Origin of the sequence: Phaeobacter gallaeciensis DSM 26640, from assembly GCF_000511385.1 — a bacterium.
GTDB classification, from domain to species: Bacteria; Pseudomonadota; Alphaproteobacteria; order Rhodobacterales; family Rhodobacteraceae; genus Phaeobacter; species Phaeobacter gallaeciensis.
In genome coordinates, this window is the sequence record NC_023137.1 from 801,063 (window position 1) to 816,449 (window position 15,387).

Below are 15,387 nucleotides of genomic sequence, written 5' to 3' on the forward strand. Positions count from 1 at the left end.
TTGGGACCACTCTGGATATGGAGCCTTTGTAGCAATGCGCAAGATGATAGCAGGACTGATTTTTATGTTAACTGCAGCGATTGCGCAGGCAGAGCCGGTGCGCGTTGCAGCACTAGGGGACAGTCTGGTGCAGGGGTATGGCCTGCCGCAGGGGCAGGGCTGGGTGCCGCAGCTGCAACGCTGGCTGGGCGAAAAAGGGGCTGAGGTGCGGCTGATCAATGCCGGCGTCTCCGGCGATACCACCGCAGGCGGCGCCGCCCGGATCGACTGGACGCTGGCGGACGGACCGGATGCGCTTATCGTGGCGCTTGGTGGCAATGACCTGCTGCGCGGCCTTGCGCCGTCCGAAAGCCGTGCCAATCTCAGCCGCATTCTTGAGGTCGCAGAGGCCAATGCGGTCCCGGTGCTGCTGGTTGGCATACAGGCACCGGGCAACTATGGCGCGGATTTCAAGGCTGAGTTCGACGCGATTTTCCCTGATCTCGCGCGGGACTACGACACGTTGCTTCACGCGGATAGCCTCGCCGGTATTCGGGGTGCAACCGGGAATGATATTCAGGCTGCGGGGCAATATCTGCAGGAGGACGGGATCCACCCTAATGCCGAAGGCGTGGCGCTTAATGTGGCCGCCATCGGTCCGAAAGTGCTGGATCTGGTCGAATTGGCAAAGCAATAGGCGTGCCACCAAGCGCAGCTGACCCGGCGGATGCGACTTTCAAAACCTGTGCAGCCCGAAACACCTACCCCACGAAAAAGACGGCCCCGATGAAGGGGCCGACAGCTGGTCTTATTGTCGTTCTGACCGATCAGGCCAGTTCGATATTTACCGCAGACTCGCGGCCATCACGACCCGGTTGCAGCTCATAGGTTACTTTCTGATTGTCGGCGAGGCCGGTCAGCCCGGACCGCTCTACTGCAGAAATATGTACAAATACATCGCTGCCACCCGCATCGGGTGCGATGAAACCGTAACCTTTGGTGGTGTTGAACCATTTGACGGTGCCTGTGGCCATCGTCTTCTTCTCCCAGTCTTTACTCAAATCCCTGTCCGCGACATGCGACAGCCCGGCAATGTCATTGCGTATTCATGACCGAGCCTCCTAGGACAGCGATGAGTTCTGCGTAACCTTGCGGTAACGATCTTGTCGCCAAAGGTCTTTTGGCGCAAGTGTTATAGCAAGGGTGCCTGTTAGTTGGGCAACGCAGGGGCGGCGATGGCGCGCTGATCGGCAAAGCTCAGCACGCAGGCAAGCGCTGACGCCGAATCGAGGCCAGATCACGCGTTGCCGCTCCGGTCTGATGTTGATCAGAGCACTGTCACCACGGTTCCCAGTGGCACCCGTTCGTAGAGATCGACAATATGCTCATTCGTCATGCGGATGCAGCCGTTGGAGACGGAATGTCCGATGGTCTGCGGCTGATTGGTGCCGTGAATGCGGAAATAGGTGTCGATGCCGTTCTGAAACAGGTAAAGCGCGCGCGCGCCCAGCGGGTTATCGGTGCCACCGGGCTGGATGTATTTATTATCGACAAAGCGGGCATAGCTGCGTGGATCTCGTTCGATCATCTCGGGCGTGGGGCGCCAGGTCGGCCATTCTTTCTTGGCCTGAATGACAGCGGTGCCGGTAAACTCGAGACCGGCGCGACCAACCCCAACCCCGTAGCGGCGTGCCCGTCGCGGCTCCGTCACGTAATAGAGGTAATAGGATCGCGGCAGCACAAGGATCTGCCCAGGGGCGAATTGCTTCTTGATGCGGACCTCTTGCGGGGTCGGATCAAAGACCGTTTCGGCTGACCCGATCTGGGGCCAGAGCGAGGCTGCAGCGGAGCTGGCCAGAAAGGCGCGGCGTGACAACATGCGGGGCTCTTTCATTTTTGGAACAGATGCAGCCAGTCTGCGGGGTGGGGACAATCCGGTCAATAGGTGGCCCGGTACGGGTCGGTTGCACTGTGGCCTGCGCGCCGCCGGTGCAACAGCTGCCCGCAGTCAGGTCGTTGTCTCCTTGGCAGATCAGGCTTCGTCAGATCACGAAGCTGTGATACCCTGTGATCGGATCGCGTTTCTGATCCACCGCCAGTTTCGGCGGATTTCAGCGATTGGCGACAGTATTTCCGGCGCGGCTGCGGGGGCAGTTCCACCGGCACGGTCGCACGGGGGATACGTTATTTTCTAACGGTTTGGCGTTGGGCCTGTTTTGCCTGCAACCGGATTGACCCTGTCTGGAATCGGCCGGGTGTTGTGCGCAGCACAGCTGGCGGTCTGTCGGGGGTCATATACTGGAGTAACGATTGTGACTGTTTCATTTGGGGGGCGCGCGGTGTTGGCCGCGCTGACGATGGCTGTGGGCATGACCGCAGCAGACATGAGCAAGGCGCAGGAGGGCGTCGGTTTTCTCGCAACCGCGCTGCGCTATTCGGAACGCATGCTGGACCGGCAGGAGGATGTGACCAACAAGGTCGCGATTGCCCTGCGCGCACGCCAGTCCGGGCAGCTGGGCATCAACAAGATCACCTTTGGCGGGCGCTTCTTAGGCACGGTGATCTATGAGAACACCAATACGCCCGGCAAATTTCCGATCCTGTCGCGCCTGCCGCCGACCCATACCAGCGGCACCTCTGATACCTATGGCGTGATCAATGATATCTCGCTCACCGCCACCGTGACCACATCGGTGCTGACGGCCTTTGTGCAGGGCGAATACACCGAGGTCGAATACCCCGGTCAGAATGATATCCAGCTGCGCAAGGCTTGGCTGGCCATCGGCGATTTGGATCGCTCCCCTTTCTATGTGGCGGTGGGGCGCAAGACCGTGAATTTCGGTAATTTTGCCAGCTACGCGCCCTTCACCCACACCCATAGCAGCCATTATTTCTGGGCCCAGACCAAGGATCCGCTGATTGAGATTGGCTATATCACGGACCGGACCGAGCTGGCCTTGTCGATCATCCGCAACCATCGCGGCAATCGTGTGATCAGCAGCCCGAAGAACGATGATCACTATACCAACTACGCGCTGAACGCGGTCCATCGCATCCCGCTGGCCAATGGACTGGGGCTGAAACTTGGGGCGGGGTTCTTGCGCGGGACCATCTATGACAGTGCGATTGCGCATCATCCGCCGGGAAGCGGCATTGATCGCGGCTGGAACGGGGCGTGGGATGTTCACGCCACCCTTAGCGGCGAGCGGTTTGACGTCATGGCTGAATTCACCCAGACCACCGACCGTTGGCCTGCCACCGACCATAAGGTCAGCGCGCTGACGCTGCAGGGGCGCTACCGGAGTGAGTTTCTGGGGCGCCCTGCGGTTTATTCGCTGTCGGCCAGTCACGGGCGGCAGGGGGCATCGGGCACCGAATGGGAATCGATGTCGCAGGTCATTCTGGGGATGGAGGTCGCGGTGGCCCCGAATGTCACGCTGGGGGCGGAGTATCTGTTCAACGATGGGTTTGTGCCGTTGATCCTGCCCCGGCGCACGGGCGACGCCGGCGTGCGGTCCCATAGCGTCATTCTGGGGGCAAAGCTCACCTTCTAGGCGCAGGTAGCAGGTCTCGAGCGGCAGGCTCTTGTCCCGCGCGCAGTCTCCCGTATACCGGGAGAAGGTCGCACCAGCGGCCGTCTGCAAGGAGTGATCGCGACATGGGCGCCAAAACCCTGACCTGCCTCAGCTGTGCGCAGCTGAACCGCGTGCCGGAGGACCGTCTGGCCGCAGGTCCCAAATGCGGCACCTGTGGTGCGGCGCTGATCCCGGCGGGGCCGGTGGATGTCGATCCGGCAACCCTGCAAAAGGCTGCGGCACAGGATGATTTGCCGTTGGTGGTGGATTTCTGGGCGCCCTGGTGTGGCCCCTGCAAGATGATGGCGCCGGATTTTGCCAAGGCGGCAAAGTCGCTGAAGGGGCAGGTGCGGCTGGTCAAGCTGAACACCCAGACCCATCAGTCCACTGGCGCGCGCTATCGTATCAAGGGGATTCCGACACTGGTGCGCTTTGCCCGTGGCAAGGAGCAGAAACGACAAGCCGGTGCCATGCGGGCAGGGCAGATCGTCAGCTGGGCCAAGGGGTAGATGTAACGGGTGTCAGGGTCCGGGCAGATGCCTGCCAAAGGGGCCGCCTCAGGCGGTGCGGTGCAGCTCATCCCGCTGCGGCTGCGCCATTGGGCGTAAGCCGGGTGGCAGATGGATGATAATCAAAATCGTCAAAATCGCACTTGTTGTCCCGACAGTGGGATAGAGCATCAGACTATACCAGAGGGGCAGCGCATAGAGGGCATAGGCCGCCACAGCAGAGAAAATCCCTGCAAAAGTGCCCACGATGATCCCGATCCACGCCATAGTCCTACCCTTTGGGTTGAGTTGCATTTAATCTACAATTTTTTATGCAGATCGCAACGCTTCGATATCCACGAGAATAGTTCAAATTTTCTGTAGATTTGGTTAACGCGCGGGTTTGTCAGCGCTTTGTTCACCATGGGTGTCTGGTTAGGGTGTTGTTTTGAAATGATAATTAGATGATCATTTTGGTCGGATATGATTGGCCGGCTGTTCTGGAATTGACTAATCCTGAGAATTTGGCGCCATCGTCTTGCGCGAAAACCCGCCGTTTTTAATCATCAAACACAGTGTCAGCGCCAGTCCAAGCAGGCCACCAAGGCCGGAATAGAGCAAGAACAGGCCCCAGATCGGTAGGTTGAAGGCCACATGGCCCAGCACGGTGACCAGCATTGTCACCCCAGCACTTGTCAACATTGCCAACCAAGCCATCGCACCCTCACCTCAATTGAGGTAAATTGACCTAAAGTAGGTCGTGCAATCAATACGCCTTACGGTCAGACGGCGAGTATATTGGTATGTGTTGCAGCTTATTCGTGATCTATGGCAGGATCAGCACAGGGTTGCGCGTATAACGCGCGAAATCGTGTTGTGTGAGGGTTTTTGCAAAAAGATCAGGCGCGTGCAGGTTTCCCGGCGAACTCCGGATGGGCGGCCTGTGCCAAATCATCCAGCGCCTCCTGCCCAAACGACTCGCGCGCGGTTTTCTGCATCCAGAGCAGCAGGATCGCCAGCATCGCCGAGGGTACCCCAAACAGCGGATAAAGCAGCAGGCTCATGCCGAAGGACAGACCGATCAGTGTGTAGCCCAGAATGGCGGCGTTCAGCCCGCCGATGACGCCTACCAGAATACCAATCCCTGCCATGCTCCGCCCTTTCTCTGGCCCTATCCCCAAGCGGTTCTCGCCGGGGGCATCGTGAGAATATGGTTAAAGACTAGCGATGATTTTGTTCAAATTATGCCGATGCCATGTCGGTGCTGGGAAAGGGGACCTGCGCCTGACCTTCCCCCACATGTCAGAGGCATGCATCAGCCATGTCGAAGGCGCATTCGCACCTCCCCGAAGTCAGGCAGGGATTTGTTTTTTGCGCTGTGGTTAGAATTATCGCAACTGGCGTAAGTCGTGACGCATAGCGGTCATTAAATTACTCGTAACTTGTATCCGATCTGGCGAGCCGGATCTGTTTCCTGCCATTTCTTCAACAGTGAAAAAACCGATGGTGAAGCGACCAACTCGGCGCGAAGAACCCAATGCCCGACGTCAAAAACGACGCTTCAGAGTAGTTGGAGTTTTCCTGTCGGACCCAAGCTTCAAGAAGGCCAATATAGGCCTCCTTTCGCTCTTGAAAAACGCGTATTTTGGTTTGGGCCCGCAGCGACAGCCAGCTTTGCACAAATGCTGTGACCACAGAACCCAAACCGAAGGCTCCTAACAAAGGGAGCCAGTCACTCACCGCACAAACTTCTTGTGCTTCAACCGCTTGGGTTCCAGCGCGTCGGGGCCGAGACGGCGTTTCTTGTCCTCTTCGTAGTCCTCGAAGTTGCCCTCGAACCACTCCACATGGGCGTCACCCTCAAACGCCAGAATATGGGTGCAGATCCGGTCGAGGAAGAAACGGTCGTGCGAGATCACCACGGCGCAGCCGGCGAAATCCACCAGCGCGTCTTCCAGCGCCCGCAGGGTTTCCACGTCCAGGTCGTTGGTCGGTTCGTCGAGCAGCAGCACATTGCCGCCCTCTTTCAACAGCCGCGCCATATGGACCCGATTGCGCTCACCACCGGACAGGAGGCTCAATTTTTTCTGCTGATCGCCGCCCTTGAAGTTAAACGAGGAGCAATAGGCGCGGGAGTTGACCTGCGCGTCGCCCAGCTCAATGATTTCAGCGCCGCCGGAGATCGCCTCCCAGACGGTTTCATTGTCATCCAGATCATCGCGCGACTGGTCCACATAGGAGAGTTTCACGGTGTCGCCGTAGCTGACATTGCCCTCATCGGGCTGTTCCTGGCCGGTCAGCATGCGGAACAGGGTCGATTTACCCGCGCCGTTGGGGCCGATCACGCCGACAATGCCGCCGGGGGGCAGGTCAAAGGACAGCCCCTCAACCAGCTGCTTGTCGCCGTAGTGTTTGGAGATGCCCTCCACCTCGATCACCTTGGAGCCGAGGCGCGGGCCATTGGGGATGACGATCTGGGCGCGGGTCAGCTTCTCGCGCTCGGACTGGCTGGCCAGATCGTTATAGGCGTTGATCCGGGCCTTGGACTTGGCCTGACGGGCCTTGGCGCCCTGACGCATCCACTCCAGCTCGCGTTCCAGCGTTTTCTGCTTGGATTTGTCTTCGCGAGCTTCCTGCTCCAGACGTTTGGCCTTCTGCTCCAGCCAGGCGGAGTAGTTGCCTTCGTAAGGGATGCCGCGACCACGGTCGAGTTCGAGAATCCAGCCGGTGATATCATCCAGGAAATAGCGGTCGTGGGTGACGCAGAGGATGGTGCCCTTGTAGTCGATCAGGTGTTGTTGCAGCCAGGCGATGGTTTCCGCATCCAGGTGGTTGGTCGGTTCGTCAAGCAGCAGCATGTCGGGCGCTTCAAGAAGCAGTTTGCACAGCGCCACCCGGCGACGTTCACCGCCCGAGAGATTGGCGATTTCCGCATCATCCGGCGGGCAGCGCAGCGCTTCCATCGAGATATCGATCTGGCTGTCCAGATCCCAGAGGTTTTCCGCATCGATGCTGTCTTGCAGCGCGGTCATCTCTTCCATCAGCTCATCGGTATAGTTCTCGGCCATCTCAACCGCGATCTGATTGAAACGGTCGACCTTATCTTTCTTGGCTTTGACACCCAGCATGACGTTCTCACGCACGGTGAGGCTCTCGTCCAGCTTCGGCTCCTGCGGCAGATAGCCGACCTTGGCGCCTTCCGCGGCCCAGGCCTCACCGGTGAAATCGGTATCCAGACCGGCCATGATTTTCATCAGCGTCGATTTACCAGCGCCGTTGACACCGACAACACCGATTTTTACGCCGGGGAGGAAGGACAGGTGAATGTTTTCAAAGCATTTCTTGCCACCGGGATAGGTCTTGGAGACCCCCTGCATGTGGTAGACGTATTGATAGGCAGCCATGAGACAGCTCCGTTAAGGGGGGGATTTGCTGGCTGGTGTGATAGCGGATGGGCGGCGGCGGGGCAATGAGGGATGCAGGTGCGGATCTTAAGGATCCCATTCGGTATGCCGCATAGCGGCACGCCCCGAACTTGACCTTGGGGAGGCGTGGGCTTGCGTCAGGCGCATATCTGGGGAGAACTGAAAAGACTATTAATTCTAAAAATCTGATAGATCAAAGACTTCCAAGTATTTATTCGCAACCTTACCAAGCTGCGATTGCCAATTCTCGCTTCTGAGTGAGGAACAATGGTTGCTAAGTTCCGCCAACTCCCTGGTAGTAAGGTCATTGTGGTCTTCTAGTGCTTTCCAAATCAACGTAATCAACTCACCATGTTGATCAAATTCATCAGTGGTAGTTTCGAAGTGCTCGCCTGCAATGAAAGCTGACCCTGAAGACAGGCGAATTGTTTGATATATACTTGGTGCTAGTACTTTAAGTACCGCCATTGTGCCTATACAAACCTCCGTGTTTAGGTAGAAGTTAGTTTTTAGATTAGGCATTGCTACCAGAGTAGTTAGAACCCGCTCGGCATCCCGCAATGATTGATCGCGTGACAGTTTGAACCGGCTAAGGATATTCTCAGTGGTCTTGAGTAATGCTCGTGCTTCCGTTGGAAACTCCATTTGTTCTGCACACTTCTGAAAATACTTCGTCCAAACAAGGTCGGATGAGTGTTTTTCGAAAAATTGATTGAGCGTCATTTGCATGGTGGTAAACTTTTGTAGATAGGTCTCGGCCTCCACCCCGCTCCCGTACCGCGCCCGCACCGAATTCTGTAGTTCCTTCAAATTCACCCCCAGCACAAAATGCACGCCGGGGACGTTGAAAAAGTGCTTGATGATCTCTAGCAGCGATAGCGCGTAGTCCGGGCGGCAGCGGTCCAGCTCGTCAATGACGATGACCAGTTTGCGCTGCGGATGCTCAGTTTCGTCGGGTTCCGTCAGTTCGCTGAGGGCCAATCGGAACGCCTCCATTGCGGCTATCCGGGCGTGGTGTGCGGACCAGAATTCCTCGGCCTCATCGTCACCTGAATCGCTGCTGAGAAGGGCCTTGGCTTCGTCGCCTACAGCCTTCGCAACCACATCGCCGACCTCGCTCAAGACTTCGGTTGCGCCAAAGGTGGCGACAGATGCCCCAATCCGGAGCGCTCCTTTGCCAACCGTCCAAGCAGCCTTTTTGATTTTCTTGCTACGCTCACCTCTATGTTCGGTTTCTTTGGCCTTGGAAGTTTCAAACCGCTCCGCAATTGCCCCGGTCAGGGCAATCAGCGGGTCATCCAGAAAATCATGTTGGAACGCATCAAAATATACTGTCTCAGTGGTGTTGCCCTCCCGCTTCCGATGCGCGCCGACCCAGCATTTCAGAAAGAAGGATTTGCCTGATCCCCATGCGCCATCCAGTGCGATCACCAGCGGGTCGTCGATACGCTCAACCAGATCAGATAGCTTGTTGCCAGTGGCTTTCCGGTTCAGTTGATCGTGGCCGTCAAAGCCATCCTCATACAGCTTGATCTTCGGGTTTGGCACGGTCAGCCGCATCGCTTGCTCCAATATCTTCAATCAATAGGTGTATCGAACCCTGCGCTGCCGGAAAGCGCAAGCCTGCGACTTTTCCAGGCAAAGACAACCCGCTTATGACCGGTTTCGCAACCAGCGCCACTCAACACCTGATTGATCTCTCTGCGAACTCTGTGCATCAAGGCGGTTATGATGCTTCGTTTGCCCCATATTCCGTCCGGAACTACCGTTGGCCTGCTGGGCGGGTCCTTTGATCCCCCGCACGAGGGGCACCGGGCGATTTCGCTTGCGGCTTTAAAGCGGTTCGGGCTGGATCAGCTGGTCTGGCTGGTCTCCCCCGGCAATCCGCTGAAGGCGCATCCGCCGGCGCCCTTGGCGCGGCGGATTGCGGCGGCGCGGGATCTGATGGATCACCCCCGCGTACAGATCAGCGGGATCGAGGCCAAGCTTGGCACGCGCTACACCGCTGAAACCCTGCGCATCCTGCGCAAACGCCATCCCGGCGTGCGCTTCGTGTGGTTGATGGGGGCGGATAATTTAAGGGATTTTCATCGCTGGAAGGATTGGCAGCAGATCCTTGAGACTGTGCCTGTGGGGGTGCTGGCGCGGCCCGGTGACCGGATCTCAGCACGGCTGTCGCCTGCGGCGCGGCTATATGCGCCATACCGATTGAAGGGCGGGCAGAGCCGCCTGTTGGCAGAGGCCCGCGCGCCGGCGTGGTGTTTCGTGAACGCCCCAATGGTGGATGCCAGCTCAAGCGAGATCCGCGCGCGTGGCGATTGGTCAGCGACGCAGCCGCGCTGAGAGAAGCCCGGCGCCGATCACCACCGCAAGCCCAGCCCAGGTCAGTGCGTCTGGCCATTGATCAAAAACGAACCATCCCAGTGAGACAGCCGCGATCAACTGGAAATAGACCAGCGGGGCAAGTCGCGATGCAGGCGCCTGCGCATAGGCATAGAGCAACAGCAGATTGCCCATCATCGAAAACCCGGCGCTGCCAAAGGTCAGCGCGGCGGTGCTCAGGCTGAGGGTGGGCAGGGCGGCCAGCCCCAGTGGCAGGGTCAGCACGGCGCTGATTGACAGCTGCGTCAGCCCCAGTTGCAACGGTGTGCCCAGATGCGAAAGCCAGCGCGAACTGGTGAGGAAACCACCATAGCAAACGCCTGCAAATACGGCCCAGATCAGATTGGCTGATCCGCCAAGCCCGGGGCGGACAACCAGCAACACACCACAGAACCCCAGCGCCATCATCAGGCTGCGCGCGGGAGTCACCGCTTCACGTAGCAGCAGCACCGACAGCACATAGCTGACAATCGGGCCAATAAAGAAGGCGGCAAAAACATCGGCCAGCGGTTCCGTCTTGAGAGCGATCTGTAGGGAGACGATGCCACCGCTGAGCAAAGCTGCCCGCAGCCATAGTCGCCAGTCGCCAAACAGCGGCCACGCCCCACGCCATGCAAAGGGCAGCACTAATACTGTGCCGATTGCAAACCGCGACCACGCCACAAATCCCGGTGTCGCCAGACCGCCCGATGTGAGCAGTTTCCCGCAAAGGTCCCCGGCAGGGATCATTGACATGGCGACAAACATGATCATCACTGCCCGTACCATCGCGCCAGCGGTAACAGGCATCCACATCCGAGGAAAGCGGTCAGACCTCCGCTGCCCCGCGACATAAAAACCTGTGGCACGTTTGCAGAATTGTAGGGGTTTTGAGTAGACTATTGCTAATATGATTTCGCGACGTTTTTTTCTGACCTCCTGCCTTTCCTCTGTGGCGGCGAACACTGCGCTGGCCAATGCGCCTGCGGTCTCTCTGCGTCCGGTGGCGCGCGATCCGGCCAGTCTGATCAGCGCAGGTGGCGGGCTGAAGGGGCTGTTGTCCCGCGCGGGCCTCTCGGGTGAGGTTGCCTGCGCGGTGGCCGATGTGAAAACCGGTCTGCGGCTGGAAGCCGAAGGGGCAGGAGCGGGTTTGCCGCCCGCCAGTGTCGCCAAGGCGCTGACCGCGCTTTACGCGCTGGATGCGCTGGGGGCAGACCATCGCTTTACCACGCAGATTGTCGCAACTGGCGGCATCAGCGGCGGCGTGGTCTCCGGCGATCTGGTGCTGGTGGGCGGTGGTGATCCGATGCTCAATACCGACACTCTGGCACAACTGGCCAAGGCGCTCAAAACTGCGGGCATTCGCGAGGTGCGCGGCGCCTTCCGCGTCTGGGAGGGCGCGCTGCCGCAGATCAAGACGATTGATCCGGGTCAGCCTGATCACGTGGGGTACAGTCCGGCGATTTCAGGGCTAGCGCTCAATTACAACCGGGTGCATTTCGAATGGAAACGTGCAGGCCAGGGCTGGGCCGTCACCATGGATGCTCGCACCAAGAAATATCGCCCCGAAGTCTCTGTTGCGACGATGAAAATCGCGCAGCGCAGCCTGCCAGTTTACAGCTATTCCGAAGGCAAGGATACCGACCGCTGGACGGTCGCCAGCAAGGCGCTGGGCAAAGGGGGTGCGCGTTGGCTGCCAGTACGCCATCCCGGAGCCTATGCAGCGGATGTCTTCCGCACCATGGCGCGTGCCAATGGCATCAAACTGTCAGCGCCAAAGGTCGCGAAATCGCGCCCCTCGGGGCAGGTGGTGGCCCATCACAACAGCCCGCCGCTGGATCTGATGCTGAAGGCGACGCTGAAGTATTCCAACAATCTGATGGCCGAAATGATTGGTCTGGCGGCCACGCAGGCGCGCGGCGGACGGCCCCGTAGCCTGCGCGACTCTGCCGCGCAGATGAGCCGCTGGGCGGCGGAGACCTATGGCATGGCCAACACCCGGCTGGTTGATCACTCCGGCCTTGGCGAGGATTCGCGAGTGACCCCCGATGATATGGTCAGCGCGCTGGTGGCCTCCTATCGGGATGGGCGGCTGAAACCTCTGCTGAAATCCTTTCCCATGCGCGACAGCAAGGGCCGCGTCCTGAAGGGCCATCCGATCAAGGTCGCTGCCAAAACCGGTACGCTCAACTTCGTGTCCGGTCTCGGCGGGTTCATGACGGCCACCGATGGCACTGTGCTCGCCTTTGCCATTTTCAGTGCCGATCAGAAGGCGCGCTCCCGCATATCACGGGCGGAACGCGAACGCCCGCAGGGGGCAAGAACCTGGAACCGCCGCGCCAAGCAGGTGCAGCAAAAGCTGATTGAGCGCTGGGGACGGGTTTACGGCAGCTGACCGTTAGGAAAAGCAAGGGCGCGGCTTTGCGTCTGCCGCCCTGTTCTGTGGCCGGGCGATGCCTCCAGCCAGCTGGGCGCTACCCGCCCGCCATGGCGTGGACCCAGATCTCAGCCTGCGGCTCATGAGGGGCGCGGGTGCCGTCGGTAACTGCCCCCAGCCGCCTTGCCACTGCCTGCGACCGTAGATTGTCGTGATCAATATAGCTGTAGAGGTGGCCCAGTCCCAGTTCCTCGGCGGCCCATGTCCTGACCGCTATGGCGGCTTCGGTCGCAAAACCCTGCCCCTCGGCGCCCTCAAACAGATGCCAGGCCAGCTCAATCTCTGGCCAGTTGGAATGCTTGATCAGACCGACGCGACCGACCGGCTGGCCGCTCTCTCGCAATGTGACCGTAAAGAAGCCAAAGCCGTGCCACTGCCAGTGGCCAACCCCGGTCAGAAACCCGAACCAGGCCTGATCTGCGGTGACCGTCTCCCCCTGTGCAACCATCGACGGGGCGCTGGTCATAAACCGGGTAAAGGCGGGCAGGTCGTCACGTTCGGGTCCGCGCAGGACCAATCGCGATGTTGTCAGCCGAGGCGCGGTGGTGAGCGTTGTCATATCCGCCGGTCCCTTCATAGGTCAAAATGCTTGGGCCAAAATGGACGGTGGTCGAAATGGGCAGTGCGTGCCGCCACCAGTTGTCAATCCACCGCCAGGCGGTCGGATCACTCGCAGCCCGGTTTACGTCATATGCCGCGCGCGGGCGCCGCGTTCGATTGCGGCAGCGTGGAGCCGGTCGATGTTCAGCTCATAGCGGATCTCTTCCAAAAGCCGCAGTTCGGATTCCGCCAGGCTGCCATCGGCGGCAGCGACATCGCAGGCCAGCGCATAAGCGGTCTCAAACAGGCGCTCCGGCAGATCTTCACGGATCAGCCCGAACAGCGCGTCCAGCCCGTCTTCCTGCTCAAACAGGTCAAACACCGTCTGCGAGGTGCGATTGACCCGGTCAATATCGTAATCGGCAAACACGGGCAGCATATTCACCGCCGACTGGATCTTCACCAGTTCAGCGGTGCGGATATTCTCATCCGAGGCCGACACCGCCACCATCAGCGCAACAAGGCAATCCTGCGGGGTAAAGGGATGGGCGGTTTGGGTGTTCATTATGAAATCCAGTAAATTGGCATGTGTTCTGCATAGAAGAATAGGCATCGTGTCGACCCCGATCAACGGGACAATGCGTCATCGTACATATTCCGCCGCAGGCACCGGCATGGAAGGGGTGTCAGGGCTGCTGTTTCTTGACTCATTTCGCCTGCCGCCATAGGTGAGGCCGACCGGGTGCATGGGGTGCTCGGCAGTGGTTTGTCGTCCGCAATATCGCCGTCCATAGCGGCATAACCCGTGGCGACAGGCAGCCCGACCGGAGCGATGTCCGGTTGCCGATGGAGAAAACAATGTCTGATCTGCGCGAAGAAGCTCTCAAGAGCAAAGCCTGGCCGTTTGAAGAAGCCCGCCGGGTTCTCAAACGTTATGCCAAGGGCGCGCCGGAGAAGGGCTATGTGCTGTTCGAAACCGGCTATGGCCCCTCCGGCCTGCCACATATCGGCACCTTCGGTGAGGTGGCCCGCACCACCATGATCAAAACCGCCTTTGAGGTGATCTCCGACATCCCGACAAAGCTGATCTGCTTTTCGGATGATCTCGATGGTATGCGCAAGGTGCCGGGCAATGTCCCGAACCCAGAGAGCCTTGAGGAGCATTTGCAAAAGCCGCTGACCTCGGTGCCGGACCCGTTCGGCACCCATGAAAGCTTTGGCCATCACAACAACGCCATGCTGCGCCGTTTCCTTGATACCTTTGGTTTTGAGTATGAGTTCTACTCGGCCAAGGAATTCTATGAATCCGGCCAGTTCGATGAGGTGCTGAAATGCGCGGTCGACAAATACGATGACGTCATGGCGATCATGCTGAAGAGCTTGCGCGAAGAACGCCGCCAGACCTATTCAATCTTCCTGCCGATCCATCCTGAGACTGGCCGGGTTCTGTACGTGCCGATGAAAAAAGTCTGCGCTGAGACCTATACCGTCACCTTTGACGATGAGGACGGCCGCGAATGGACCCTGCCGGTGACCGGCGGCAATGTGAAACTGCAGTGGAAGCCGGATTTCGGCGCCCGCTGGGCCGCGCTGGGCGTCGATTTTGAGATGTACGGCAAAGACCACTCCACCAATACGCCGATCTATGACGGCATCTGCCGGGTGCTGGGCCACCGCGCGCCGGAGCATTTCACCTATGAGCTGTTCCTGGACGCCAACGGTCAGAAGATCTCCAAGACCTCCGGTAACGGCATCTCGATCGACGAATGGCTGACCTATGCCTCGACCGAGAGCCTCGCATATTTCATGTACCAGAAGCCCAAAACCGCCAAGCGGATGCATTTCGATGTGATCCCCAAGGCGGTGGACGAATACCACCAGCAGCTGCGCGCCTACCATGGTCAGGACCTGAAGGCGCAGCTGAACAACCCGGTCTGGCACATCCACGGCGGCGACGTTCCGCAGTCGGATATGGTGGTGCCCTTCTCGATGTTGCTGAACCTCGCCTCCGCCTCAAGCGCCGAGGACAAGGCCACCATGTGGGGCTTCATCAACAAATACGCGCCCGACGCGACGCCCGAAAGCAATCCGACAATGGATCAGGCGGCCGGCTTTGCGGTGGCTTACTTCAACGACTTCGTGAAACCGGAGAAAACCTACCGTCTGCCCACCGATCAGGAGCGCGCGGCGCTGCAGGATCTGGCAGACGCGCTGAAATCGTCGGATGCTGCGCTGGCCGCGATCGCCAAGAAGAACGAACTCGCAGGTAACACTGATCCGCTGCCGGAGGCGGATTTCGCGGATGAGGAATTCCTGCAATCCGTCGTCTTTGCCATTGGCAAGATCCACGGGTTTGAGCCGCTGCGGGCCTGGTTCTCGGCGATCTACGAGGTGCTGCTGGGCGCGTCCCAAGGCCCGCGGTTTGGCGGGTTCATCGCCCTTTACGGGGTGGAGGACACGATCAAGCTGATCGATCAGGCACTGGCAGGTGAGCTGGTCTGACCAGCTAGCAGGCCACAGAAAAGCATTGAAAAAGGGCGCCCCGACGGGTGCCCTTTTTCCGTTGTGGGGCAGGTTTTGTC

Annotated in this window: 16 protein-coding genes; 6 read left to right on the top strand and 10 right to left on the bottom strand. The window is 59.1% G+C overall.

Features of this window, described 5'->3' with window-relative positions:
- The first annotated feature begins 34 nt into the window (after positions 1-34).
- Entirely contained in the window at positions 35-676 is a 642-nt protein-coding gene (locus GAL_RS03860) for an arylesterase (RefSeq protein ID WP_040104205.1), read from the top strand.
- Positions 677-806: 130 nt separating this feature from the next.
- On the opposite strand, the gene GAL_RS03865 is transcribed toward GAL_RS03860, so the two are convergent.
- Together GAL_RS03865 and GAL_RS03870 are read right to left on the bottom strand one after the other, a co-directional pair.
- Positions 807-1,013, bottom strand: a complete 207-nt coding sequence (locus tag GAL_RS03865) for a cold-shock protein (protein ID WP_014875536.1) — start codon at positions 1,011-1,013, stop codon at positions 807-809.
- A gap of 293 nt (positions 1,014-1,306) precedes the next feature.
- Positions 1,307-1,858, bottom strand: coding sequence for a L,D-transpeptidase (locus GAL_RS03870; RefSeq protein WP_024096283.1), 552 nt, complete (start codon positions 1,856-1,858; stop codon positions 1,307-1,309).
- A gap of 433 nt (positions 1,859-2,291) precedes the next feature.
- Between GAL_RS03870 and GAL_RS03880 the strand changes: the two genes are divergently transcribed.
- Positions 2,292-3,533 carry a hypothetical protein gene (locus GAL_RS03880; RefSeq protein ID WP_024096284.1) on the top strand — a complete coding sequence of 414 codons (1,242 nt, stop codon included), beginning with the start codon at positions 2,292-2,294 and terminating at the stop codon, positions 3,531-3,533.
- Positions 3,534-3,637: 104 nt separating this feature from the next.
- Positions 3,638-4,063 (top strand): thioredoxin TrxC, encoded by a 426-nt coding sequence (gene trxC, locus GAL_RS03885; protein ID WP_014875533.1) that lies wholly within the window; start codon positions 3,638-3,640, stop codon positions 4,061-4,063.
- A 48-nt stretch (positions 4,064-4,111) separates the two neighbouring features.
- Here the strand turns inward: trxC and GAL_RS03890 are convergent, their stop codons facing one another.
- The 5 genes from GAL_RS03890 to GAL_RS03910 all read right to left on the bottom strand — a co-directional run bounded on the left by GAL_RS03890 (position 4,112) and on the right by GAL_RS03910 (position 9,027).
- A complete protein-coding gene (locus GAL_RS03890; protein ID WP_024096285.1) occupies positions 4,112-4,330 on the bottom strand; it encodes a hypothetical protein in 219 nt (72 codons plus the stop codon).
- Between the two features lie 222 nt (positions 4,331-4,552).
- Positions 4,553-4,759, bottom strand: coding sequence for a hypothetical protein (locus tag GAL_RS03895; RefSeq protein ID WP_024096286.1), 207 nt, complete (start codon positions 4,757-4,759; stop codon positions 4,553-4,555).
- Positions 4,760-4,941: 182 nt separating this feature from the next.
- Positions 4,942-5,193, bottom strand: coding sequence for a hypothetical protein (locus GAL_RS03900; protein WP_024096287.1), 252 nt, complete (start codon positions 5,191-5,193; stop codon positions 4,942-4,944).
- Between the two features lie 585 nt (positions 5,194-5,778).
- On the bottom strand, positions 5,779-7,446 hold the full coding sequence (gene ettA, locus GAL_RS03905; RefSeq protein ID WP_024096288.1) for an energy-dependent translational throttle protein EttA: 1,668 nt from the start codon (positions 7,444-7,446) through the stop codon (positions 5,779-5,781).
- 198 nt (positions 7,447-7,644) lie between these two features.
- Positions 7,645-9,027 (bottom strand): KAP family P-loop NTPase fold protein, encoded by a 1,383-nt coding sequence (locus GAL_RS03910; protein ID WP_024096289.1) that lies wholly within the window; start codon positions 9,025-9,027, stop codon positions 7,645-7,647.
- 168 nt (positions 9,028-9,195) lie between these two features.
- Here GAL_RS03910 and GAL_RS03915 point away from each other — a divergent pair, with 168 nt between their 5' ends.
- Positions 9,196-9,810, top strand: a complete 615-nt coding sequence (locus GAL_RS03915) for a nicotinate-nucleotide adenylyltransferase (protein ID WP_043939776.1) — start codon at positions 9,196-9,198, stop codon at positions 9,808-9,810.
- On the opposite strand, the gene GAL_RS03920 is transcribed toward GAL_RS03915, so the two are convergent.
- The gene (locus GAL_RS03920) at positions 9,790-10,638 is read right to left on the bottom strand and encodes a DMT family transporter (RefSeq protein ID WP_024096291.1); all 849 of its coding nucleotides are present in this window, start codon (positions 10,636-10,638) and stop codon (positions 9,790-9,792) included. The genes GAL_RS03915 and GAL_RS03920 overlap by 21 nt on opposite strands.
- Before the next feature lie 100 nt (positions 10,639-10,738).
- On the opposite strand from GAL_RS03920, the gene dacB reads away from it, so the two are divergent.
- Positions 10,739-12,223: a D-alanyl-D-alanine carboxypeptidase/D-alanyl-D-alanine endopeptidase gene (gene dacB / locus GAL_RS03925; RefSeq protein ID WP_024096292.1), complete on the top strand. Its 1,485-nt coding sequence runs from the start codon at positions 10,739-10,741 to the stop codon at positions 12,221-12,223.
- 79 nt (positions 12,224-12,302) lie between these two features.
- On the opposite strand, the gene GAL_RS03930 is transcribed toward dacB, so the two are convergent.
- Entirely contained in the window at positions 12,303-12,824 is a 522-nt protein-coding gene (locus tag GAL_RS03930; protein ID WP_024096293.1) for a GNAT family N-acetyltransferase, read from the bottom strand.
- Between the two features lie 123 nt (positions 12,825-12,947).
- Positions 12,948-13,370, bottom strand: coding sequence for a tellurite resistance TerB family protein (locus tag GAL_RS03935; RefSeq protein WP_024096294.1), 423 nt, complete (start codon positions 13,368-13,370; stop codon positions 12,948-12,950).
- A 293-nt stretch (positions 13,371-13,663) separates the two neighbouring features.
- Here GAL_RS03935 and GAL_RS03940 point away from each other — a divergent pair, with 293 nt between their 5' ends.
- A complete protein-coding gene (locus GAL_RS03940) occupies positions 13,664-15,307 on the top strand; it encodes a lysine--tRNA ligase (RefSeq protein WP_024096295.1) in 1,644 nt (547 codons plus the stop codon).
- Positions 15,308-15,387: the final 80 nt, after the last annotated feature.